The sequence below is a fragment of the Nocardia sp. NPDC003345 genome, from assembly GCF_053589395.1.
Map to the genome: position 1 here is coordinate 1 of NZ_JBSFRU010000069.1, position 22,512 is coordinate 22,512.

General features: G+C 69.1%; 21 protein-coding genes. 7 read left to right on the forward strand and 14 right to left on the reverse strand.

Features of this window, described 5'->3' with window-relative positions; all coding sequences use genetic code 11:
• Positions 1-2,335 (reverse strand): WXG100-like domain-containing protein (locus ACWDU1_RS10970; protein ID WP_449997578.1); only part of this gene is annotated, 2,335 nt, incomplete at its 3' end.
• 581 nt (positions 2,336-2,916) lie between these two features.
• Here ACWDU1_RS10970 and ACWDU1_RS10975 point away from each other — a divergent pair.
• The 6 genes from ACWDU1_RS10975 (at position 2,917) to ACWDU1_RS11000 (ending at position 8,806) form a co-directional block, all read left to right on the forward strand.
• A complete protein-coding gene (locus tag ACWDU1_RS10975) occupies positions 2,917-3,594 on the forward strand; it encodes a GntR family transcriptional regulator (protein WP_449997579.1) in 678 nt (225 codons plus the stop codon).
• A gap of 167 nt (positions 3,595-3,761) precedes the next feature.
• Positions 3,762-5,093: a nucleobase:cation symporter-2 family protein gene (locus tag ACWDU1_RS10980; RefSeq protein ID WP_449997581.1), complete on the forward strand. Its 1,332-nt coding sequence runs from the start codon at positions 3,762-3,764 to the stop codon at positions 5,091-5,093.
• A complete protein-coding gene (gene atzD / locus ACWDU1_RS10985; RefSeq protein WP_449997583.1) occupies positions 5,090-6,148 on the forward strand; it encodes a cyanuric acid amidohydrolase in 1,059 nt (352 codons plus the stop codon). Before ACWDU1_RS10980 ends, atzD begins: the two co-directional genes overlap by 4 nt.
• Positions 6,145-7,458 carry a cytosine permease gene (locus tag ACWDU1_RS10990; protein ID WP_449997585.1) on the forward strand — a complete coding sequence of 438 codons (1,314 nt, stop codon included), beginning with the start codon at positions 6,145-6,147 and terminating at the stop codon, positions 7,456-7,458. The genes atzD and ACWDU1_RS10990 overlap by 4 nt, the downstream gene beginning before the upstream one ends.
• Positions 7,455-8,156 (forward strand): biuret amidohydrolase, encoded by a 702-nt coding sequence (biuH, locus tag ACWDU1_RS10995; protein WP_449997586.1) that lies wholly within the window; start codon positions 7,455-7,457, stop codon positions 8,154-8,156. Before ACWDU1_RS10990 ends, biuH begins: the two co-directional genes overlap by 4 nt.
• Positions 8,153-8,806, forward strand: a complete 654-nt coding sequence (locus ACWDU1_RS11000) for an alpha/beta fold hydrolase (protein WP_449997587.1) — start codon at positions 8,153-8,155, stop codon at positions 8,804-8,806. Before biuH ends, ACWDU1_RS11000 begins: the two co-directional genes overlap by 4 nt.
• A 10-nt stretch (positions 8,807-8,816) precedes the next feature.
• On the opposite strand, the gene ACWDU1_RS11005 is transcribed toward ACWDU1_RS11000, so the two are convergent.
• From ACWDU1_RS11005 to ACWDU1_RS11020, 4 genes are all read right to left on the reverse strand, one after another.
• A complete protein-coding gene (locus tag ACWDU1_RS11005; RefSeq protein WP_449997589.1) occupies positions 8,817-10,250 on the reverse strand; it encodes an ATP-binding protein in 1,434 nt (477 codons plus the stop codon).
• A gap of 136 nt (positions 10,251-10,386) precedes the next feature.
• On the reverse strand, positions 10,387-11,235 hold the full coding sequence (locus tag ACWDU1_RS11010; protein WP_449997591.1) for a helix-turn-helix domain-containing protein: 849 nt from the start codon (positions 11,233-11,235) through the stop codon (positions 10,387-10,389).
• Entirely contained in the window at positions 11,232-11,753 is a 522-nt protein-coding gene (locus ACWDU1_RS11015; protein ID WP_449997593.1) for a DUF6879 family protein, read from the reverse strand. The genes ACWDU1_RS11010 and ACWDU1_RS11015 overlap by 4 nt, the downstream gene beginning before the upstream one ends.
• Complete coding sequence (locus ACWDU1_RS11020) at positions 11,734-12,063, reverse strand: hypothetical protein (protein WP_449997594.1); 330 nt, start codon at positions 12,061-12,063, stop codon at positions 11,734-11,736. The genes ACWDU1_RS11015 and ACWDU1_RS11020 overlap by 20 nt, the downstream gene beginning before the upstream one ends.
• Positions 12,064-12,285: 222 nt before the next feature.
• On the opposite strand from ACWDU1_RS11020, the gene ACWDU1_RS11025 reads away from it, so the two are divergent.
• Positions 12,286-12,504: a hypothetical protein gene (locus ACWDU1_RS11025; RefSeq protein WP_449997596.1), complete on the forward strand. Its 219-nt coding sequence runs from the start codon at positions 12,286-12,288 to the stop codon at positions 12,502-12,504.
• A gap of 37 nt (positions 12,505-12,541) precedes the next feature.
• Here the strand turns inward: ACWDU1_RS11025 and ACWDU1_RS11030 are convergent, their stop codons facing one another.
• From ACWDU1_RS11030 to ACWDU1_RS11070, 9 genes are all read right to left on the reverse strand, one after another.
• On the reverse strand, positions 12,542-13,648 hold the full coding sequence (locus ACWDU1_RS11030) for a winged helix DNA-binding domain-containing protein (protein ID WP_449997597.1): 1,107 nt from the start codon (positions 13,646-13,648) through the stop codon (positions 12,542-12,544).
• 102 nt (positions 13,649-13,750) lie between these two features.
• Positions 13,751-15,295: an acyl-CoA synthetase gene (locus ACWDU1_RS11035; RefSeq protein ID WP_449997609.1), complete on the reverse strand. Its 1,545-nt coding sequence runs from the start codon at positions 15,293-15,295 to the stop codon at positions 13,751-13,753.
• Between the two features lie 162 nt (positions 15,296-15,457).
• Positions 15,458-16,624, reverse strand: a complete 1,167-nt coding sequence (locus ACWDU1_RS11040; RefSeq protein WP_449997599.1) for a thiolase family protein — start codon at positions 16,622-16,624, stop codon at positions 15,458-15,460.
• Complete coding sequence (locus tag ACWDU1_RS11045) at positions 16,621-17,613, reverse strand: DMT family transporter (protein ID WP_449997601.1); 993 nt, start codon at positions 17,611-17,613, stop codon at positions 16,621-16,623. The genes ACWDU1_RS11040 and ACWDU1_RS11045 overlap by 4 nt, the downstream gene beginning before the upstream one ends.
• The gene (locus tag ACWDU1_RS11050) at positions 17,610-18,050 is read right to left on the reverse strand and encodes a thioesterase family protein (protein WP_449997602.1); all 441 of its coding nucleotides are present in this window, start codon (positions 18,048-18,050) and stop codon (positions 17,610-17,612) included. Before ACWDU1_RS11050 ends, ACWDU1_RS11045 begins: the two co-directional genes overlap by 4 nt.
• Before the next feature lie 45 nt (positions 18,051-18,095).
• Positions 18,096-19,247: an acyl-CoA dehydrogenase family protein gene (locus ACWDU1_RS11055; protein WP_449997604.1), complete on the reverse strand. Its 1,152-nt coding sequence runs from the start codon at positions 19,245-19,247 to the stop codon at positions 18,096-18,098.
• A 138-nt stretch (positions 19,248-19,385) separates the two neighbouring features.
• Positions 19,386-20,798 carry a helix-turn-helix transcriptional regulator gene (locus tag ACWDU1_RS11060; protein ID WP_449997605.1) on the reverse strand — a complete coding sequence of 471 codons (1,413 nt, stop codon included), beginning with the start codon at positions 20,796-20,798 and terminating at the stop codon, positions 19,386-19,388.
• Positions 20,799-21,016: 218 nt separating this feature from the next.
• Positions 21,017-22,153, reverse strand: coding sequence for an ABC transporter substrate-binding protein (locus tag ACWDU1_RS11065; protein ID WP_449997606.1), 1,137 nt, complete (start codon positions 22,151-22,153; stop codon positions 21,017-21,019).
• A gap of 87 nt (positions 22,154-22,240) precedes the next feature.
• The coding region (locus tag ACWDU1_RS11070) for an ABC transporter permease subunit (RefSeq protein WP_449997607.1) at positions 22,241-22,512 on the reverse strand (272 nt) is incomplete at its 5' end.

Consider the following 22,512-nt stretch of genomic DNA (forward strand, 5'->3'; position numbering starts at 1 on the left):
TGCCCCGGGCCCGCGGGCCGGGGGTCTCCTCGCGCGGCTGCCGGATATCGCCGTCGGACCTGGTCGAGGAATCACGGCGACTCGGATCGGCCGTGGACCGGAGGGGACTGCTGCGGTCGCGGGCGTCCTCGCTCGTGTGTGAGCGCCCGCCGGGAACTTCGTCGGCTCGCGCGCGGAACGGGTTGCGGTCCGGGGAGTCCGGGCCGGGGACCGGCCGGAACTGATCGGTGCCGTTGGCGGTGAACGGCATACCGAACGGATTCCTGCCGGGTAGACCGGCCCGGGGCCGGGGCCGGTCCTGGGTGTCGGAGGTCCGGTCCTGGGATTCGGAGCGGAACGGGTTGGCCGAGCCGTCCGCGACCTCGACCGTCGTGGAGTAGGTGCGAGGCGGTTGCTCCGGTCGGGAGGAGGAGCTTTCACTGCCCGGCGGTACCGGCTGCTGGACGACCGGGTTGGTAGTGCGGACCCCCTCCGCCGGGGCAGTCGCGAAGAAGGGGTTTTCGGCCCGGTCGCGGTCCGGCGTGAAGAGACCGTTCGGCGACTTCCCCTCGCCGATGCCCTCCGAATCGGAAATCCGACCATCCTCGTCGCCATCGGAGACCCGGTAGGACTCGGCGTCTTCCACCGAGACCTCGGAGAGATCGTCGCGGCCGTCGCCGAACCCACCATCGTCCGAAGAGATCTCGGAGACGTTGTCGTCGTCGAACCGAGACGACCCGCCGAACTCACCGTCATCGGAGGAGATCTCCGAGACGTTGTCGTCGTCGACCCCAGAAGACCCCCTGTACCCATCGTCCTCCGACGAGACCTGGGAAATACCGTCCCGATCGGACTCGGACGCCCCGGCGAACTCGCCGTCATCCGAGGGCGACGCCGGGAATTCGCTGCCGTGGGCCTGGGGCGTGACACCGTTCTGGTTGCCGGCCGGGGGCTCCCCATAGCCGCCACGTGAACTCTCGTCCATCCGGGGCGGCCCCTCGGTACGGCTCTGCGTATGTTGCGAATTACCGTCGACCGGCGGTGCTCCGCCATCGACCCCGGGGCGCTGGACCTGGGATACGGCAGCGTTGGGATCGCGCCCGGACAGGACGCCGGTGCCGTCGCGCGAGTTCCGCACCGGGCCCGGCGGACCCTCGCCGTCGCTCTGCGCACGCTGGGAACCACCGTCGACCGGCCGCTCGCCGGTGTTTCCGGACGCCGCGGGGCCGACGGGCCTGTGGTCCGATCCGCCGTCGCGGGTCTCGGACGTGTTCCGGTCGCTGTAGGCCGGCGGGTCGCCGGTGGTCGTGCCGGGCGGTGGCGCGCTCCCGTCGCTGTAGGGCGGCGGCTCCTCGGTGCCCGGAGGCGGCGGTACCTTCTCCGGACCACCCGGCCCGGCGAGGGCCTCGCTCTGGAGGTGCGCGGCGACGGCCTGGTTCTGGAAGTACCCCGCCACCCCGTGCATACCGCCGGCGATACCACCGCCGACACCGCCGACCAGCGCCGCCGGGTCGAACTCCCAGTTCCCGGTCAGCACCCCGACGCCCACGATGCTTGCCCCGGCACCCACCAGGCCCGCGGGAATACCGACGCCGACCGCGACCAGCCCGCCTTTCCACCAGGTCATCGGCCCGTGTTTGCTGACCACCCCGCCCAGGTACTTACCGCCGTAGTACCCGACGGGCGCGGCCACGGCGCCGGCGAACCCGCTCACCGCGGCGGTGACGAAGGCCTGCTCGGTATCGAATTCCTCCCGGTGCCCCTGCGCCAGCTGGATGCCCTGCGCCAGCGCGTCGATACCGAACCCGATCGCGGCCTCCTCGAGGGCCTGGATCGCGGTCAGCCGCCACAGCGGCGTCTGGGCCATCTTGGTCGCGCGCGCGGCCAGGGCCGAGGCCATTCGTGAAGCGATGGTCCGCATGACCCCCGCACCCGTGGCCTGGATGATGGGCACCGCCCAGGCCCCCCAGGCCGAGGCCAGCGCGTACGCGATCTCGATGGCCATGACCGCCAGGGTGATGATGATCTGCAACTTCGCGTATTCGACCTGCGTTCCGCAATCGAATACCGAATCGGCGAGTTGCTCGAGTGCGTGGGCCATCGACTCGATCGAGCTGTCGCCGGCGAAGAACTTGTCGAACTGGGCCGACATCTGGTCCGCGCCGCTGCCGCTGTAGTTGCGCAGCGCGGTATCGCAGGCGGTGCGCAGTGCCGGGATCAGCTCGTTGAGTAGCGCGTTCGCGGCGTCGGTCCAGTCCTGGCTCAGCGCGAAGAGGGCGTCCTCGTCGCCCTTCGGCCACGATGCCCCGGCGAGATACGACAGCCACTGCAATTCGGGCGGAATCTCGATGCTCATCGATCAGCCGATTTCATGCGCGCCACCTGCCGTCAGCGGCTTCCTTCGCCACGGTGGATCTCTTGTCCGGACCGAATCCGTACATGGACTCCCGATAAACGGTACCCCAATTCCACAGGAATGCAGGGTATCTCGGCACGAGTGCCCGGAGGATGCTGCCCGAGCCACCGAAACCCGCTGCGGCACGGACGATCCGGTCGGTTCGAGGATGTTCTCGGCAATCGCGGGTCTCGCATCCCGATACCCTGGAATTACCGCAGGCGGCGAGACCGAGGGGTGCGATCGAGGTCACGCCGGTCCAATTTTCGGAAATTACCCGATATTTGCCGAGAATCCTTCGAAAACCGGTACCAGGGTTACATTTCAATGAATTCGGTGTTGCACCGGACCGAGCCCTGAAAACATTGCGAATCGTTTTCGGAGACGAACCGGACCGACCCTGCACACCGGCCATGCGGGTCGGCGACGCGGCCCGCGCCGACCCGGATCGTCACCGGAGGCACCCGCGGCCGACCCCGGCCGGAGGCGACCCGCGCGCCGGTGCGGCGAGCGCCGGAGTCGTCCGCATTACCCTCACCATCGTGACCACTTCCCAGCATCCCGGCCGGACCGCCCCCGGCGCCGCGGTCGCGGACGCCGTGCGCGCGGATATCCTGGCCGGCCGGCTCTCCCCCGGCGATCGGCTGCGCGAGGTGGATCTGGCCGAGCGGTTCGGGGTCTCCCGGGTCCCGGTCCGCGAGGCACTGTCGCAGCTGCAGAGCGAAGGTTTCGTCACGCTGGTGCGGTATCGCGGGGCCACGGTCTCGGCGCCGTCGGGTTCGGCGGCGCGGGAGCTGGTCCAGATCCGGCGGGGACTGGAGGTGCTGGCCGCACAGCTGGCCGCGCACGCACGCGGCGGGGCGGTGGCGGCGGAGCTGGAACGGGTGGTGGAACTGGGCCGGTCGGCCGATCTCAGCCATGCCCACGACGAGTTGCCCCCGCTGATCGTGCGGTTCCATACGCTGGTCGCGGAGGCGTCGGGCAATCAGCAGTTGCGGGCGATGCTCGAGCAGATCCTCGAGCGGGTGTCCTGGATCTTCGGGCAGCGACTGGAGAGCCGGACCCATATCTCCTGGAGCGATCACGCAGCCATCGCGCAGGCGATACTCAACGGTTCGCCGGTTCAGGCGGGTTACCTCATGGACGAGCACATCGCGCGCGACGAGGAACTGCTCGCGGATATGGACGCCGAAGGTTCACCGGGTCCGAACAGGTCGTAGCGGTCGATACCGGTCAGTACGGACCATCCAGGTTGTATACAAGTTATTTTTCGATCTAGGCGCCACTTGGACTGTTCACCGTCCCGGAACGTTGAGCAACATCAACGAAACAGAGTTTGTATACAAATTCTGGTGTTGGTTATTTCTTCTGCCCGAGGCCAGGTCCCATGTCCACAGACGCTGCCCCGACCCAGTCGCCGCCGCTGATCTCCGCTCCACCGCTGCCCTGGTGGCGCACCGCGCTGTTCGGTATCCAGCATGTGCTCGTCATGTACACCGGCTGCGTCGCGGTCCCGCTCGTGTTCGGCGCCGCCCTGGGCCTGGACACCTCCACCATCGCCACCCTGGTGAACGCCGACCTGCTGGTCGCCGGTGTCATCACCCTCGTGCAGGCCCTCGGTATCGGTAAACTGCTCGGCGCCCGGATGCCGGTCGTCGCGGGCGCCTCCTTCACCGCGGTGACGCCGATGATCCTGATCGGCGAGGAGTACGGGCTGTCCGCCGTCTACGGCGCGATGATCGCGGCGGGAATCTTCGGCATGCTGGTCGCGATCCCGTTCTCCAAACTGGTGCGGTTCTTCCCGCCGATGGTGCGGGGCGCGGCGGTCACCATGATCGGACTGTCGCTCATCGGCAAGGCCGTCTCCATGACCTTCGGCGACGAACCGGCCGGGGGCGCCCCGCTCGCATTGGCGGTCGGAGTGATCGTCACGATCATCGCGCTGATGCGCTACGGCCGCGGCCTCGTCGCCCAGTCCGCGGTGCTGATCGCCCTGGTTCTGGGCACGCTCGCCGCCGCGGCGCTCTCCCTCACCGATTTCGGCCCGGTCGGCAGCGCCGACTGGTTCGGCCTGCCCAACCCGTTCCTGTTCGGCACGCCCACCTTCCCGATCGCCGGAATCATCTCGATGTGCCTGGTGATGCTGGTGATCTTCACCGAATCCACCGCCTACCTGATGGCCACCGCCGATCATCTGGGTCGTCCACTGGAACCGAACCGGCTGGCCCGCGCGCTCGGCGCCGACGGCGCCTCCGCGGTACTGGGTGGATTCCTGACCTCGTTCCCGGACACGATCTTCGCGCAGAACGTGAGCCTGGTACGGATGACCGGGGTGGCGAGCCGGCGCGCGGTCGCCGTGGCCGGCGCGCTGCTGGTGGCGCTGGGGCTGGTCCCGAAGATGGGCGAGGTGGTCGCCAATCTGCCCGGAGCGGTGATCGGTTCGGTGAGCCTGGTCATGTTCGCCACCGTCGCCGGGGTGGGGATCGCCACCCTCGCGAAGGTCGACTACTCCCGTAACGACAATCTGCTCGTCGTCTCCCTGGCCATGGGAATCGGCATGATTCCGGTGGTCGCGCCGGAGGTCTACGAGGGACTGCCGTCCTCGGTCCGGATCATCGCCGGCGGCGCGATCACCAGCACGGTCATCGTGGCGTTCGTGCTCAACCTGGTCTTCAACCATCTCACCCCGGCCCGCACCCAGAAGGAGAGCGCCGCATGACCGGTATCGCCCTGCTCACCGTCCCCACCGCCGATCCGGGCGATACCCGGCCGTTCGATCTGCTCACCGAATCCGGTTACCGCGCCGAGGATCTGGTATCGATCATCGGCAAGACCGAGGGCAACGGCTGCGTCAACGATTTCAGCCGCACCCTGGCCACCGCGGTCTGGGAACCGCGGATCCCGGACGCGGCGGTGACCGTGTTCTCCGGCGGTACCGAGGGTGTCCTGAGCCCGCATGTGAACCTGCTGGTCCGCGACGAACGCCACCATTCCGGCTTCGATCGCGGCCTGGTCGCGGCGGCGCGGCGCAGCCGGGTGCTGGATCCGGCGGAAGTCGGGCGGGCGGCCCAGGTGGACACCGTCGCCGATACCGTCGGCAAACTGCTGGCCGAACTGGGGGTCACTCCGGCCGATGTCCATCTGGTACTGGTGAAATGCCCGCTGCTCACCTCGGACAAGATCACCGCGCTGCATACCGCCGGGCAGGTGCCCGTCGCCACCGACACCTATGCGTCGATGGGCCGGTCGCGAGCGGCGAGTTCGCTGGGTATCGCGGTGGCGCTGGGTGAATGCGATCGCGAGACCGCGCTGCGGGCCCTCGCCGGTGACGCCGATATATGGTCGGCGCGGGCCTCGGCCAGCGCGGGCGCGGAACTGGACGACTGCCATGTGCTGGTGGTCGCCGAAAGCCCCACCGCGGCGAACCCGCTGCGGGCCCTGCACGGCCATATGGCCGACGCCATCGACCTGGCATCGGTACAGCGACTCCTGACCGCCGTGGCGGCCGCCGGCGGCACGGTGCGGCAGATCTTCGCCAAGGCCGAGGCCGATCCGCGCGGATCGGTGCGCGGCTTCCGCCACACCATGCTCACCGATTCCGATATCAACGCCACCCGGCACGCCCGCGGCGCGGTCGGCGGGCTGCTCGCGGCGCTCAAGGGCGACGGCGCGGTGTATGTCTCCGGCGGCGCCGAACATCAGGGCCCGCCCGGCGGCGGCAGCCTCACCGTGATCTACGAACTCCCGACCCCGGAAGGGACCGATGCGCCATGAGTACCACCACGGTCGCCGAGGCCGAGCACGACCGGGAGACAGCCGAGTTCGAGGACCGGCCGGTTCCCGCGGAACACCGGCGCGGTCTCGGTTCGGTCTCCGCGGTCTGGTTCGGGTTCCCGATGGTGCTGACCTGTGCCATCTTCGGCGGGCTCATCGTCTACTCGCTGGGCTTCTGGCCCGGCCTGGCGGCGATCGCGGTCGGCAATATCTGCATGATGCTCTACGTCGGATCGCTGAGCGTGATCGCCGGGCGCACCGGCAAGAATTTCGCGCTCTCCGCCGCCGAGACCTTCGGTAGGGCGGGCGCATTCCTGCCCTCGGCGTTCCTGGCGACCATCGTGATCGGCTGGTTCGCCTTCCAGACCGGTATGGCCGGGGCCATCCTGCACGACACCCTCGGCTGGCACGAACAGTTCACCGCGCTGCTGGCGGGGCTCGGATTCATCGCGGTCACCCTGCTCGGCATCCGGGCACTCTCGGCCATCGGCATGATCGCGGCGCCCGTCTACGTGGTGCTCGGCCTGGTCGCCATCGGTATCGCCGTCGCCGACGGTGGCGGTTCGCCCACCTCGTATCAGGGCGGCGCGGGCGCCGCGGCGATGAGTTTCGGCGCGGCGGTGACGCTGGTGATCGCCTCGTTCATCGACTCCGGCACCATGACCGCCGATTTCACCCGCTGGTCGCGCAACGGTCGCGAGGCGTTCCTCGCCGCGGCCTCGGCGTTCCCGGTCGGGAATTCGATCGCACTGGTGATCGGGGGCCTGGTCGTGGCACTGGGCGGCAGCACCGACCCGGCCGCCGACGGCGGTAACTTCCTCGGCCTGCTCATCGACCACGGCGGCATCCTGGTACCGCTCGCGGTCGCGTTCGTCTTCATCAATCTCGGCTCGGTCTGCGCGCACTGCCTCTACAACGGCGCCGTCGGCTGGAGCCAGCTCTCCGGCGGCCGGATGCGGCGGCTGACCCTGATCCTCGGCGCGGCCGGAGTCGTGCTGGCGGTCGCGGGAATCTGGTCGTATTTCGAACAGTGGCTGAACCTGCTCGGCGTGATCGTCCCGCCCATCGGCGCGGTGGTGATCCTGGACCAGCTGGTACTGCCCCGGTTCGAGCTCCGCGCGAGCGAACGCCGCGGCCGCTGGCATCTGCCCGCCTTCACCGCCTGGGCCGGGGGCGCGGTGGCCGCCCTGATCACCCATGAATTCGCACCGTGGCTGTCGGACGCCGTGATCGGTTTCCTGGCCGCCGCCGTCATTTTCACCCTCGGCGCGGTCGTCACCGCGCGCCGCGACAAGGAGCTCATCGCATGACCATCACCACTGTGGACGCCGCCCCCTACACCTGGCCCTTCGACGGCACGATCGACCCCGCCCGCACCGCGCTGCTGCTGATCGACTGGCAGACCGATTTCTGCGGCCCCGGCGGCTACGTCGACCAGATGGGTTACGACCTGTCCCTCACCCGCGCCGGGCTCGAACCCACCGCGCGCGTCCTGGCCGCCGCCCGCGAACTCGGTTTCACCGTCATCCACACCCGCGAGGGCCACCGCCCCGACCTGTCCGACCTGCCCGCCAACAAACGCTGGCGGTCCGCGCGGGTCGGCGCCGAGATCGGCAGCGTCGGCCCGTGCGGGCGCATCCTGGTGCGCGGCGAACCGGGCTGGGAGATCGTGCCCGAGGTCGCGCCGATCCCCGGCGAGCCGATCGTCGACAAACCGGGCAAGGGCGCCTTCTACGCCACCGACCTGGACCTGCTGCTGCGCGGCGCCGGGATCACCCATATCGTCCTCACCGGTATCACCACCGATGTCTGCGTGCATACCACCATGCGCGAGGCCAACGACCGCGGCTACGAATGCCTGGTGCTCTCCGACTGCACCGGCGCCACCGAACGTCGGCACCACGAGGCGGCGCTGAGCATGGTCACCATGCAGGGCGGGATCTTCGGCGCGGTCGCCACCTCCGACCAGTTGCTGTCCGCGCTGGGGAAGAAACCCGTCACCGCATGAGGGTGGTCCTGATCCACGGGGTCGCGACCGACAGCCGGGTGTGGGCGGCCACGGCCGCCGCACTCGGCCCGGCGGTGGAGGTATACGCCCCCGATCGTCCCCAATCCGGCGATATGGCTACCGAACTGGACGCGCTCGCACCGCTGTGTGAGGGTGCGCTGGTGGTGGGGGTGAGCGGCGGTGCGACCCTCGGACTGGCGCTGGCGGCGCGCGGAGTCGAGTTCGCGGCCGCGCTGCTGCACGAACCGGCCGCCGGTTCGCTGGCCCCCGGCCTGCTCGACGATGTGGTGCGCGAGTTCCGGCGCGACGGCGTGGCCGGTTTCGGCCGCACCCTCTACGGGCCCTGCTGGTCGCCGGAACTCACCGGCGCGTCATATGAGACGGTCGCCGGCGAGCTGGCCATGTTCCGCGCCTTCGAACCCGGACCGGTCGCCGCACCGGAACGGATCACCCTCACCGTCGGCCGGGATTCGCCACCGATCCGGCACCGCTCGGTCCGCGCTCTCGCCGCCGCCCTCGGCACCGGCCACCGGGAACTACCCGGTACCGGACATGCCGTCCACCTCCAGAACCCGTCCTGCCTGGCGACCTTGATCCGGCGTACGGCGGGAGCCGGGGTCGGGGCCTACCGCACACCCCCGTTCCCCTGACCGGCCGGCCTCAGCGCCACGCGCGCAGCAGATCCTCCGGTCCCCACGCCGCCGCGAGTGGCAGACCGGAGGTTGCCCCGCAGCGGGTGACCGCGACCAGAGGGGTGGTGGCCTTCGCGCCGGGAACAGCGAGCACGCCGCGGGCCAGCGAATCGTAGTCGTGCCGGTCGAACGGCCGGTCCTCGAGCCATTTGATCGATCCCAGAAACGCCACCTCCCCCGCGACCGGCCGCCGGTCGGCCCCCACCAGGTCGATCTCGGGATTGTTCTGCCGGTTCCACCATCCGCCCACCGCTTCCACCCGTGACCAGTCCTCATCGGGCAGTAATCGTTGCAGCGACTCCCGGATCAGCGGCTCGACCGCTCGACCGCGCCAGCTCGTCCATCCGCGTTCGAGCCGGGCGAGTGCCAGGTCGGCCCGGCCCCGTTCCGTGAACGGAATCGCGCGTTCCAGGCATGCGAGCCAGAAGCGCAGATAGGAATCGGCGATCCGATAGCGTTTGTTCTTGGTGTCGGATCCGGTCGACAGCGGGAGATCGGCAGCCACGATTCGCTTGGCCTGCAGCGTATTCAAGATCGGCGACAGCGTGCCCGCCGGGAGGGCCCCGGAATTTCCGGCCCGCGCCGCGATCGTGCCGTGGGTGCGTTCCCCACTGCCGATCGCCTCGAGCACAGCGCGAGACCGGCTCGATTCCGGGAATTCTCCCAGCAGCGACAGTTCACCCGCCACGAGCAGCGGAGCCAGCGGGTCGGCCAACGACTCCGAGAGAAACTGGGCGCGGCTGCTGCCCGGACGCCACGATTGGACGATCTCGGGAAAACCGCCGGTGATGAGACGCGCGTCGACGGCCTCGGCGGGGGACAGCTCGGTCATCTCCTGCACGTCGGCCATGTTCAGCGGTCGCACGGTCATCTTCGTCGCCCGGCCGAAGAAGGGCCGGTCGCGGGATTGCAGGGCCTCCATCACCGACAGATCACTCCCGACCAGCAGCAACAGGACCGGTTTCGCGGACAGATACCGATCCCAGACCGTCTGCAGAGCACCTTCGAACTCGGGGTCCTGCTCGACGAACCAGGGGACCTCGTCGAGCACGACGAGGCCGGGAGCGTCGTCGGCGGCCGCGATGGCGGCGGTGCGTAGCGCCTGGTTCCAGTCGGCCGTAGCGAGATCTGCCACCAGCCCGCCGTTCGCGAACGGGGCGGCGGCTACAGCGGAAACGAAATCCGCTCGTTCGGCCGCCGGGTTACGACCTCGCGTGGCCTGGAAGACGACATACGGCAGTCCCGAGCGATCGCAGAACTCCTGGACGAGCCGAGATTTTCCGACCCGGCGCCGCCCGGTCACCATGACGGCCCGCCCGCGGGTGGCGCCCGCACCGTCGGCGACCGACCGCAATTGCTGTTCCAACAGCCGGAGATCCCCGGCACGGCCCCTGAAGCGCATGGACACCTCCTGAAGTTAGATTCAATCTAACTAAGATGAAAATAAAGTCTATCTCATCTTACTTTATTCGTTGGTTCAAGCTGGTAGCGGCCGAGAAGCTGCTCCGCTTCCGAACCGCCGCCCGATCTCGCGGCGCCTATCGGCTACCGACCTCCGCACCCCGGGCCCGCAGTGCCGCCTGGATCAACCCGCGAGCCGCCGCACCCGTCACCGACTGCTCGGCGAGCGTGTCGAACGCACGGCCGTACACGTCGATCTCCCGCGGCTGGGTGATGGTGAGTTCGGCCGCCGTCCCCTCCACCATCACCAGCCGGTTGTCGAACATCGCGAAATTCGTGGACACCACCAGCGCTTCGGCGGTGAACGGGACGACGCCGAGGGTCACCCGCGGCATACCCAGAATCGAGGACAGCCGGTCCAGCTGGCCGATCATCACGGCGTCGTCGCCGACCGTCGTGTAGAGCGCCTGTTCGGCCATCAGGAAGTGGAAGCGGTGGTCTCGTTTGTACAAGACCTGCTGACGTTCCATCCGTTTCGCGACCGCCTCGTCGATATCGCCCGGTATGCGATGGAATTCGATACCCCGGCGCAGTTTCGCCTCGGCGTACTCTGCCGTCTGCAGCAGGCCGGGCACGATTTGCGGCTGGAAATCACGGATGTGAGTGGAGGACGCCTCGAGTTTCAGCGATTTCTGCTGGCGGCGTTTCAGCCCGGTCCCCAGCACCTTCTGCCATTCCAGGTAGGCGGATTCGATGGTGTGGGCGGTGGCGAGCAGTTCGGGGAGCTGGTCCTCGGCGTCGCAGTGCCGGCAGTAGGCGCGGACATCGTCGTCGGAGGGTCTGATCCGGGCGAATTCGATTTTGCTGACCTTGGACTCGTGCCAGCCGGACAGCTGTGCGAGCCGGCGGTTGGTGAGCCCGGCGCCGCGGCGGATCTCGCGGAGTCTGGCTCCGAGCGCTTCCCGCGCGTCGTGTACTTCGGTCATCGTCTTGCGTACTCCGGGTAGGGCGTCGCGAGTTCCCACAGCCGGTCTTTCACCGTCCGGCAGTGGCTCGCGATCACCGGGTCCGTGGTGATCGCGAGGCCCGCGGGGCACCCACGCGCGTCCACCAGGTTGTAGACGACGCGCTGGTTGTCGATCAACCACCAGTCGTCGGGCGGGACGTCCCCGGCCAGATGCCGGGGAACGTATCGGATATCCTCACCCGCCTCGGTATTGGTATCGGTCACCGAGAGCAGCCACCGGTGGTAGGTGGTGTGCGGCACGGTGACCACCCGCACTCTCCGGACCGTCACCCCCCGGGCGATCGTCGCCCGGATCAGGGTGTTCCACCGCTCCTTGTATTCGTCCGGTACGAGGGGCCGGCCCTCCAGGAACCGGCGGTACCGGTCCGATTCGGTAGGGACGGCGTAATCGTCGCGGACCTCGAGGTGGAAGGCCTCGAGGTCGCAGTCACGCAGCAATGCGGCCCAGTCCGGCGGTTCATGCGGAAGGTAGAGCACCGTAGAACGTCCTTCGAGTTTTCGGGACTTCGATCGCGGTCTCGTTCGGCGCGAGTTCGAGTTGCGCCAGGACATCGCGCTCCGCGACGGGACGGCCGGTGAGAGTGAAGGTGCCCCGCCCGGTATCGGTCATCGTGGCGCCGATGAAGGTATCGGGCTCGACGTATCCGACCAGCAGATGGGGGATTTCGATGGTTTCCGGTCTCTCCGTCTCCCAGCCCTGGACCAGATAACTCTCCTGATCCGTCGTATAGAGGCTCGGGCAGCCACCCAGATCCGAACCGCCTTTGCCGAGGAACGCCAACTGCATTGTTCGACCCCTGTTCCGAAGATGAGCACGAGTTTTCCCGTACCGGGTCCATCATGCACCCCACTGTTTACTCGGGCCGCACAGGAAACGGCATCCGTGCAAACTTGTGCTCACTGCTCGCCTGGGCGGGTATCGGCTCCTTAACGTCGAATCGGCGGCCGCGCCGGACTCTCTCGCGCCGGTACGGCCGGAGGGGTCGGTAACAATGACAAAGGGGAAAGCATGCGCTTCGAGGTGAGGGTGAGCTGTGACGGCGCCCGGTGGCTCATCACCGCACCAGCGTTCGGCGTGACGAGGATTGTCCTCGACGAACAGGAGATACGCAAGGAGGCGATCCGGATGATCGCCGAATGCGGTACGGCCCCGGCGGTATTCGAGATAGATCTCGTGAACGTTCCGGCACCCGAAAAGCGAACGGCGTCCCGTCCCGGACGCCGCTGAATTCCGAGGCGTAGGCCCCGGCCCGGCGACACCGCCCTCACACCGCCCGCACGCTCACCTTCTCCAGGCCGGCGGCCGCCGCCACGCGCGCCAAGGCCGGATCCAGTTTCTCCGGCAGCGGCGCATCGCCGAACATCGCGACCGCGACCTCGGCGCCGTCGAGTTCCCAGGTGCCCACGATGCGGCCGTTCACCACGACCACCGGCGCGATCCACCCGGCTGTACGGCTGACGGCGGAGCGGTGTTGCTTGGGGAGCAGGTCGGTATCGGCGGTGGTGGGGCCGAGTACGTACTGATCGAACGGGCCGATCAGGTAGACCGCGTCATCGGGTTTCGTGGCGGCGAGCGCGTCGAGGTGTTCGGTGAGGGCGTAGCCGGGGCGCCCGTCGATATCGACGGGCGTGAGCGCGTCACCCATCTCGCCGAACCATCCGCGCACGAGGGTCTTGCGCAGGCTGCTCCGGGTCAGCCAGGCGTCGAACACCTCCGGCGTGGCCGGACCGTACGCGCCGAGATAGGCGGTGATCGCGGTGGTCGCGGCCGCGTCCACATCGGCGAGGCCGGTCCAGCCGGGCACGGCCCGCCGCGGCGCGGTGAACGTGACCTTGGTGCCGCGCGGTGGGCCGTGGCACAGCGCCCCTTGCCAGGCAAGAGGCTTCAGCAGCGCACCCCAGCCCGAACGCAACTCCTCCCCCATCCGGTGGAACGCGCGATCGGCGAGCAGCGCCGCCACCAGTTCCTCCCGGGTGAGCACCGCATCGGCCAGAATGCCGCCGACCGCCTCGGTGAGCGCGGCGACCTCGGCGGGCGTCGCGCCGAATGTCCTCTGCCACGAGGGTTTCTCCCAGATGCGGGTCGCGGCCATGAGCGGCAGCACCGCCGCCGCGTCGCTCGGCAGCATGGCGTGCAGCGTGCCGCGCATGGCCCAGGTCTTGATCAGCGCACCCTGCTCGAGGGCGCCGGCGACGGCCCCCGGCTCGGGCGCCGCGCTCCGGAGCGCCACCGCCATCTCCGCCGCCGACGTCACCTGCGCCTGCACCCCGGCCAGCCGCCCGGCCACCTCGACCGCCCCGCCGCGCGCCACCCGTGAGACGAATTGACGTTCGAGCCGCCACGCGAACACCTGATCCCGGCCGAGCCGCACCGTAGCCTCCCGAACTCCCGACAACCGCTGAAGCCGCAGGCTACACCCGCCCACCGACGCGGCGGTGCACGAACGAGCCCGTGCGCGGCGACGGCCTCGGGCTCAGACGATGAGGTTGTCGTGATCGCGCCAGTACCGCTGCCGCAGCTGCCGCTTGTACAGCTTCCCGCTCGGGTCGCGCGGCAGTTCGTCCACGAAATCGACCGTGCGGGGGCATTTGTAACCGGCGAGTTCCGCCCGGCAGCAGGCGATGAGTTCGGCGGCCAGCCCGGCGTTCGCGGCGGCCGGGTCGACCGGCTGCACCACGGCCTTGACCGACTCCCCCATTTCCGCGTCCGGTACCCCGATCACCGCCACATCGGCGACGGCGGGGTGGGCGGCCAGGATGTTCTCGGCTTCCTGCGGATAGATGTTCACTCCGCCGGAGATGATCATATGGGCCTGGCGATCGGTGAGGTAGAGATAGCCGTCGGCGTCCAGATACCCCATATCGCCCAGTGTGCGCCAGCCCTTCGGATGCACAACGGACGCGGTTTTGCCGGGGTCGTGGTGGTATTCGAACGGGCGGCCGCCGTCGAAATACACCACTCCGACCGCACCGGCGGGGAGTTCGGCGCCGTCCTCACCGACGATATGGCATTCCTGCGCCGGCCGGCCCACCGATCCGGGATGGTCGAGCCATTCCCGGGCGGTGATATAGGTGTTGCCCACATCCTCGGTGCCCGAGTAGTACTCGGAGATGATGGGCCCCCACCAGTCCAGCATCTGCTGTTTGATCGCGACCGGGCACGGCGCGGCCGAATGGACCACGTCCACCAGGCTGGAGGTGTCGTAGCGCGCGCGGTCGGCGGCGGGCAGGCGCAGCAGGCGCACGAACATGGTCGGCACCATCTGGGTGTGGGTGACACCGTGCCGTTCGATCAGCTCCAGGCACAACCGTGGCCCGAATCGCTCCATCACCACCACGGTGGCGCCGAGCCGGTGCCAGGACATGGAGAACACCAGCGGCGCACCGTGATAGAGGGGCGCGGGCGACAGATACACCGCGCCCTCGGTATCGCCGCTCACCAGCAGCCCGCGGGCGATCTGCACCGGCGCGGCGGACGGATCGCCCAGCGGTGTGGCCGGTAGCGGTTTGCGGATCCCCTTGGGCCGCCCGGTGGTACCCGAGGAGTACAGCATCTCCCGGCCTTCGCATTCCGCGGCGCCGAGCGGCTCCGCCGATTCGGCGGCCAGCACGTCCTCGTAGCGTTCGAAACCGGGCAGCTCACCGGCTCCCGCGATCCGCACCGGGATCCGGGTGAGGTCCAGGTCCGCGACGATCTCGGCCACCGACTCCCCCGCTATCAGCGCGGTCGCACCGCAGTCGTCGAGGATGTACTGCACCTCACCGGCGGTGAGGTGCCAGTTGACGGCGGTGTAGTACAGACCCGACCGCTGCGCCGCCCAGGCGATCTCCAGATTCGCCGCGTTGTTCTCCATCAGGATCGCGATGTGGTCGCCGGTGCGCAATCCGCGGGCCCGCAGGGCGCGGGCGCCGCGGATCGAACGTTGTTCCAGTTCGCGGTAGGTCACGACCTGCCCGCTGTCGGCCATGATCACGGCCGGGCGGTCCGGTGTGCGCTCGGCGTGCCATCCGGGTGTCATCTCGGCCGCCGGCGGAAATCCGTCCCGCGATGGGCTGTGCTGGTCGTTCATACGCGTGGTCCTCATACTCCGGCGGATTCGGCCCTGTTCCGGTTGTACTCGCCACACCCGGCCCGATGCGGCGTTTTCGGCGACGTTCGCAGCTCGGAGACGTTCGCCGGGTCAGAGTCGTTCGTAGACGGTGGCGTTGGCGAGACCGCCGGCCTCGCACATGGTCTGCAGGCCGTAGCGGGCACCGCGATCGCGCAGGGCGTGCACCAGGGTGGTCGCCAGCCGGGCTCCGGACGCCCCCAGAGGGTGGCCGAGGGCGATCGCGCCGCCGTGCACGTTCACCCGGGACAGCTCGGCCCGGACGTCGCGCGCCCAGGCGAGCACTACCGACGCGAAGGCCTCGTTCACCTCGAAGAGGTCGATATCGGAGATATCGAGACCCGCGCGCGACAGGACCTTGCGGGTCGCCGGGATCACCGCGGTGAGCATCAGCAGCGGATCGTCACCGGCCACCGCGAAACTGTGCAGGCGGGCCAGCGGCCGCAGCCCGAGCCGCGCGGCGTTCTCACTGGTCGTGATGAGTACCGCGGCACTGCCGTCACTGATCTGGCTGGCGTTGGCGGCGGTGACGTTCCAGCCGATTTCGGGGAAGCGATCGGCGAGTCGCGGGCTGTGGAAGGCGGGGCGCAGCCCGGCCAGGGTCTCCGCGGTGGTCCCGGTGCGGATGCCCTCGTCGGTGGCCAGGCCCGCGATCGGGGCCAGCTGGGCATCGAAGGCGCCGTCCTTGGTGGCCCGGGCCGCCTTCTCGTGGCTCACGGCCGCGAACTCGTCGACCTCACCGCGGGTCAGATTCCAGCGGGCGGCGATGAGCTCCGCGCTGATTCCCTGCGATACCAGCGGTTCGGGATAGCGTTTCGGGAAATCGGATCCGTCCAGGTCGGCGCCGAGCACACTGGCGCCCATAGGCACCCGGCTCATCGACTCCACCCCGGCCGCCACCGCCCAGTCGTAGGCGCCCGCGATCACGCCCTGGGCCGCGAAATGGATCGCCTGCTGGCTGCTGCCGCACTGCCGGTCGACGGTGGTCGCGGGGACCGATTCCGGGTAGCCGGCGGCCAGCGCGGCCCGGCGGCTCATATTCACCGACTGCTCCCCGGCCTGGGTGACCACGCCACCGATCACATCGTCGATCAGCGCCGGGTCGATACCGGTGCGTTCCACCAGTTCTCGCAGGCTGTGGGCGAGCAGGTCGACGGGATGCACGCCGTGCAGCGCTCCGGTGGGTTTGCCCTTGCCGATGGGGGTGCGGACGGCTTCGACGATCACTGCGTCTCTCATGACGACTCCTGAGTCTGTCGGTAACGATCTTTCCGGGAATCGGACGAGGTCCGCCCGGACGACGGCTGCGCGCCGCGGCGCGCGGTGGATTCGGTTGCGGGCCGGGTGGCCAGGACTATCCCGGCCGCGACCGGCAGCACGGCCGCGATCTCGATCAGGGTGATCTCCTCCCCCAGGACGAGCGCCCCGAGCGCGACCCCGAACAGCGGCGGCATGAACTGGGCGATACTGGCGCCGGCCGGTCCGGCCCGCCGGATCAGCAGCAGCCACAGGCTCATTCCGACCACCGAGGCTCCCAGCGCGAGGAACAGCACCGCTCCCGCGAGCGACGACCCGAGATCCACCGTCGTGCCGGAGAACATCGCGAAAGCGATCATCGGTACCCCGGCGGCCAGTGCCTGCCAGCCGGTGGCCAGGTAGGGGTCGGTATCGCCGACCAGGCGCGGGGTCGCGAGGGTCGCCACCACCAGGAACCCCACCGCGACCGCGCCGGCGGCGACCCCGGTACCGGTGATCACCCCGGCACCGAGCCGGTCGAGCGCGGAGACCACGATGCCGCCGAAGCCGAGGCACAGCCCGAGCAGCCGTACCCCGGAGAGCCGGCCCTGCCCCAGCGCGGCCGAACCCAGTTGCACCAGCAGCGGCGTGCACGCCGAGAGGACAGCGGCCATGCCGACCGACAGGTGCGGTAGCGCCCACGCCATCACCAGCAGGTATCCGATGTTGTTGAGTAGGCCCAGCAGGCCCAGCGTGAGCAGCGAGCGTGGCGACAGGGTACGCAGCCGGTTCATCCGGAGCGCGAGCAGGACCAGCCCGGCCAGCACACAGCGCGCCCCCACGACGGCGGCCGGACCCGCGTCCCGCAGCGCGATCTGGGTGGCGAGGAAAGCACCCGCCCACAGCAGCGCCCAGACCGTGGCCAGGACCGCCGTACCCACCGACCATCCGTGCGCGGCCCGGCCGGCGGTGGATACGGCGGCGGTGTTCACGACGCGCTGACCGGGACCAGGCGTTCGGCCTTGGCGGCGACCCGCCCGAGGAACCGCCCGGTGTCGATCACATGCCGGCCGTGGGTGCCCGCGGCCGCGATATCCCCGTCGTCGTCGCGGGCCTCGACCTCCCATTCGACGTAGTTCTTGTCGACCTTCACGCAACGGGCGGTGACGGTGAGCCGGGCGCCGGGCGGGGTCGGCGCGCTGTGCCGGATGTTCACCATCGTCCCGAGGCTGCCCTCGCCTTCTTCGAGCACCGGGCGCAGCGCGAGGATCGCCGACCATTCCAGCAGGCCAACCATGAATCCGGTGGCGAAGACCTCCGGCATGATGCGGTAATCCTCGGATTCGGGATACAGATTCGGCACGGTTTTGTTCGCGGGCACCGTGTAGGTCATTTCCTGGATATCGCCAACGGTCAGAATGTCACGCACAGTAGGAACTCCTGTCGGAATAGCGGTTGTAATCGCGCTCCGGTCTCATACCGGGGCGCTTTCCGGGGCCGGCCGGTGCACACCGAGTGCGAACTCGGCCAGCCGTTTCCGGATGACATCGGAGGTGCCCGACGGTGCCAGCGTCATCAGCGCGTCGTCGAGCAGTTGCACCGCCCCGATACCGGGATGGCAGCCGCGGGCACCCATGAGTTCGACCGCGGCGGTCGCGCACTGCACGGCGGTTTCGCTGGCCTGCAGCTTGCCGATGATGAAGCCGACATCGTGCAGATGGCCGGCATCGAGCCGGGCCGCCGCGTGATACAGCGCCAGCCGGCTGCTGTAGATACCGGCGAACATATCGGCGAGGCGACGCTGCACACTGTCCAGACCGGCCAGCGGTGCGTTGTAGAGCACCCGGTTGCGGCTGTATTCGCGTGCCCGGTCGAGCGCGGCCGTGGCCAGGCCCAGCGCCACCGAACCGATATTCGGCTTGCCGTGCCGGGTCACCACCGCGTGCGCGTAACCGAGCCCCTCGCCCTCCCCTCCTATCATGTTGCCCGCCGGTATCCGGCAATCCTCGAAAACGATCTCACCCAGGGAGAATCCCCGTAACCCGGCCAGATCGTGCTCGATACCCGCCGAGCAGCCGGGCGTTCCCGCCTCGACCACGAAGGCGCTCAGCGCCCGCGAGTGCGCACCGGGCGAGGTACGCGCGATCACCCCGTGCAGGGTGGCGATATGCGAATTGCCGATGAACCATTTGCGGCCGTTGATGATCCAGTGGTCGCCGTCGCGGACCGCGGTCGTTCCCATACCGAGTAGATGTGATCCGGAATCGGCCTCGGTCATGCAGATCGTCATGATGTCCTGGCCGCGGGCCAGCTGCGGGAGCCAGCGGGCGCGCTGCCGCTCGTCGCCGAACTCCAGTAGCAGTCCCGTGCCCAGCGTCGCCGCGGACAGGCTCGCGCCCAGCGCGGCGTCGCCCCTGGCCGCCTCCTCGATCGCCACCAGCCGCGCGAGTGTGCCCTTGCCCTGCCCGCCCCATTGCCGCGGGATGCTCACACCGTTCCAGCCCAGGGAGATCAGCCTGGAGGCCATATCGCTTCCGGCCTTGTCGATATTGTTCGAATCCAGATTCTTCAGATCTTCGCGAATTGATTCGCGTATGAGCTGCGCCCGCTCCCAGAAGTCGTTCACCCGACCCCTCCATTTCCCCGGTCCGAGTATTCTCCGAATGTGATCGGGCCGCGCTGCCCATAATCGAATGCTATTGCAGGACAAGGCGAATGGGCACTACCAGAATCGGTAGTAGCAGGATGGGTAGCGCCACCGCACTCAGTCGGAGCGGGCTGTTCTCCGGATCAGTTCCGCGCGTGAGGAGATATGGAGTTTCCGGTAGATCTTGCGGAGATGGAAGTTCACCGTGTGCTCGGTGATCCCGACCTCACGCGCCACCTGCCGGTTGGTCATCCCGCGCCCCACCAGCCCCGCGACCTCGTATTCCCGGTCGGTGAGCCCGGCGTCCGGCAGGCCCCCGGCGCCGGCCGCCGCCGGCCGATACGCGGGAATTCCGGCGAATACCTCGCCGCCCGGCGGTGCGTCCGCGGGCCCGGCACCGGCCTCCGCGCGGAGATGACTCAGCAGGTAGGGGTCGGAGACGGTATCGAGTAGGTGCGTCCGGGCCCGGGTATCGCCGTGGAGAACGGCGCGGGCGTAGCGGGCGGCGTCGTCGAGCAGCGAGATCCCCGGATTCCGTCGCGCCAGCGCCTCCGCGGCCTCGACCACGAGCCGGGCCGTGCCGGTATCGCCCCCGCGCACGGCCGTATCGGTCAGGACACCGGCCGTGGTGGGATCCTCGAGGAAGGACGCCGGTTCGGTCTCGATCACCGGCCATCCGGCGCGCACCAGACCGGCCGCGACCTCCGGACCGGACCGGCGCGCGGCCACCGCGATCTCGATCAGCGCCGCACGGGCCACGGTATCGGGGAGCACGAAGTGATCCGGCAGTTCACGTATCCGGCGCAACCGCTCGGCGGCGCCGCCGGTCTCGCCGAGCCTGAGGTGGGCCAGCGCCGACACCGCCAGCGCGCGCGGGACCGCGACAGTGGTCCCGTGCCGCCGCGCGTATTCGATCGCGGCCCCCGCGCGGCGCAACGCGGCCTCGGGTTCGTCGCGCTGCAGGCACAGCGCGGCCTCCAGCGCCGCCGGGATGGATTCGAAAGCGTGCAGTCCGTACCGGTCCTGCTCCTCGCGCACCCGGGCGACCAAATCGGCGGCCCGGGCGGTCACCCGCATATCGACCAGCCGTTTCGCCGCCATCAACCGGGTGTACACATGCCATACCGGGCCCGCCTCGGCCGCGACGTTCTCCGCGAGCTGGTTCTGCCACAACGCCTCGGCGAGTTCACCGGCCCGCCAGTGCCGGTCGGCGCGCAGGCACAGGGTGACGGCGCGCGATGCGGGACCACACTCCATCCCATCCGGATTCGCGGCACCGCCCGGATCGCCGAGCAGCGTCACGGTCAGCAGCCGCAGCGCCGCGACCTGGTCGCGGGTCTGCTCGGTGAGGTCGGGCGCCGCGAGCACGATATCGAAACCGGCCAGCGCGGCGGGCATATCACCGTGTACGAGGGCGGCGCTGCCCGCCGAGAGCCCGGACAACTGGGATTCGGTGAGTCCCTCGGCTCGTTCCACCGTGGCCATGAGGTAGAGAACGTCGCCGACCTGCGGGTTGATCGGCGATTCCACTTCAGGAGAATACCACTTCCATATACCCGCGGCGCCTCACCGGCGAGCACTCGACGGCGCGGTCGGTGTGCCGGAACAGCCCGCTATCGGGATGGCGGCCGCACACGCGGGCGGCCCCCCGGACGGCCGGCATCCTCCGGTAACCGCGGCACGGACGGTTACCGGAGGACGGTGGGCGGATCACCCGACCGGAACAGGCCCGGCCGGTCGGTCCGGGTTCAGGGTTTGGGCGCGGCGGGCAGGGCGATGGCCGGATCGATGAATTCGTTGGTCACCAGGTCGGCGGCGGTCAGGCCGTCGGCGATCCGGTCACCGCGTTGGCGCAGGATCGGGGTCACCGCGTCGATCACCCGGTCCACCCGCGCGGTATCGAAATCACCCAGCGTGTTGTCGGGTCCGTTGCCGACGATCTTCTCCGCGACCTGCACCTTCACCGAATCGGTGTTACCGGCGGCGGTCATCGGCGGGCCGTCGGGGATGGTTTCGGCGATGCGCAGCAGCGCGGCGTTGACCGGTTCGGGATTCGCGATGTAATCGACCTGGGCCTGCTGCAGCATCGGTACGAGTTCGGTGAGGCAGGGGCGCAGCGCTTCGAGTTCCCCGGCACGCACCGACCAGGCGTGCGGGTAGATCTCGTAGCCGGACTCGTGTACGAGCAGATAGTCGGTGGGCTTCTTCCAGCCCTCCACATCGTGCTCCCAGCGGAAGGGTTCGTTGGAAACATAGCCCTGCTGCATGACCTTGCCGCGTTCGGCGACGAACCGGCTGGGGGTGCCGTCGAAGGAGGCGTCGGCCTGGTCGGGTCGGACGAATCCGTTGGCCACCAGATAGTCCATGAAGATCTTGCCCTCGCTGTAGACGACGGGGGCGTCGGTACCGGGCACGTCCTTCCAGGAGCCGACCTTGTAGGTCGCCGGATCCCACATCACGATCTGCGGATTCACGTCGAGTGAAGCGAATACGCCGGTCACCGGGAATTCCGACTGCGCCCTCACCGCGTCGTCGGTCGGGACGAATCCGAGTGTGATCGAGGTGTCCTGGTACATCTGCGCCGGCACCGGCTGGCCGCCCAGGAACGGGCCGCCGAGACGCACCTCGACGTTGATACCGGTATCGCCGAGCGGCCCGGCGTAGGAGCCCTTGTTGACGTCCACGGTGCCGTCGGGCCCGACGAGCTGGAAGGCGGCCGCGCGTTCCGGCGTCGCGTACCAGTCGGTCTGGATGACGACGGTGGCGGGACAGACACCCGCCAGCGGGCCCTCGCCGGTGGGTTCGGGGACCGAGGTCGCGCCGCTACAGGCGGTGAGCAGCGCGGCGCCGGCCACGGCGGACAGGACGGAAATGGGTCTCTTCATAGGACTTCCTGGTGTGAAACGGTGGATGGGGAGGAGCCGCGGCCGTGATCCGCCGGTTCGTACCGGGAGATCGCCGCCGGGCGGGGATCAGTGGCCGCGACGGCGGCCGTGGGCCCGTTCGACGCGGACGGCCAGGAAATCGAAGAACCAGAACAGGATCAGCCCGGCCAGCGAGGAGAGCAGCAGCGCGGTGAGCAGTTCCTCGGTGGCCAGCCGCTGCCGGTAGACGTCGATCATCCGCCCGATTCCGGGTTCGCCCTGGCGGAAGAAGAAATCCGCCACGATCGAGCCGATGATCGCCATCCCGCCGGAGATCTTGAAGCCGGAGATCATCGCCGGAAGCGCGGCCGGGAGCTGGA

Coding starts and splice junctions, on each gene's coding strand:
- biuH (WP_449997586.1), top strand. CDS start 7,455: ATGACCATCACCACTGTGGACGCCGCCCCCTACACCTGGCCCTTCGAC.
- ACWDU1_RS11025 (WP_449997596.1), top strand. CDS start 12,286: ATGCGCTTCGAGGTGAGGGTGAGCTGTGACGGCGCCCGGTGGCTCATC.
- ACWDU1_RS11065 (WP_449997606.1), bottom strand. CDS start 22,153: ATGAAGAGACCCATTTCCGTCCTGTCCGCCGTGGCCGGCGCCGCGCTG.
- ACWDU1_RS11010 (WP_449997591.1), bottom strand. CDS start 11,235: ATGACCGAAGTACACGACGCGCGGGAAGCGCTCGGAGCCAGACTCCGC.
- ACWDU1_RS11005 (WP_449997589.1), bottom strand. CDS start 10,250: ATGCGCTTCAGGGGCCGTGCCGGGGATCTCCGGCTGTTGGAACAGCAA.
- ACWDU1_RS10990 (WP_449997585.1), top strand. CDS start 6,145: ATGAGTACCACCACGGTCGCCGAGGCCGAGCACGACCGGGAGACAGCC.
- ACWDU1_RS11020 (WP_449997594.1), bottom strand. CDS start 12,063: ATGCAGTTGGCGTTCCTCGGCAAAGGCGGTTCGGATCTGGGTGGCTGC.
- ACWDU1_RS10980 (WP_449997581.1), top strand. CDS start 3,762: ATGTCCACAGACGCTGCCCCGACCCAGTCGCCGCCGCTGATCTCCGCT.
- ACWDU1_RS11040 (WP_449997599.1), bottom strand. CDS start 16,624: ATGAGAGACGCAGTGATCGTCGAAGCCGTCCGCACCCCCATCGGCAAG.
- ACWDU1_RS11035 (WP_449997609.1), bottom strand. CDS start 15,295: ATGACACCCGGATGGCACGCCGAGCGCACACCGGACCGCCCGGCCGTG.
- ACWDU1_RS11000 (WP_449997587.1), top strand. CDS start 8,153: ATGAGGGTGGTCCTGATCCACGGGGTCGCGACCGACAGCCGGGTGTGG.
- atzD (WP_449997583.1), top strand. CDS start 5,090: ATGACCGGTATCGCCCTGCTCACCGTCCCCACCGCCGATCCGGGCGAT.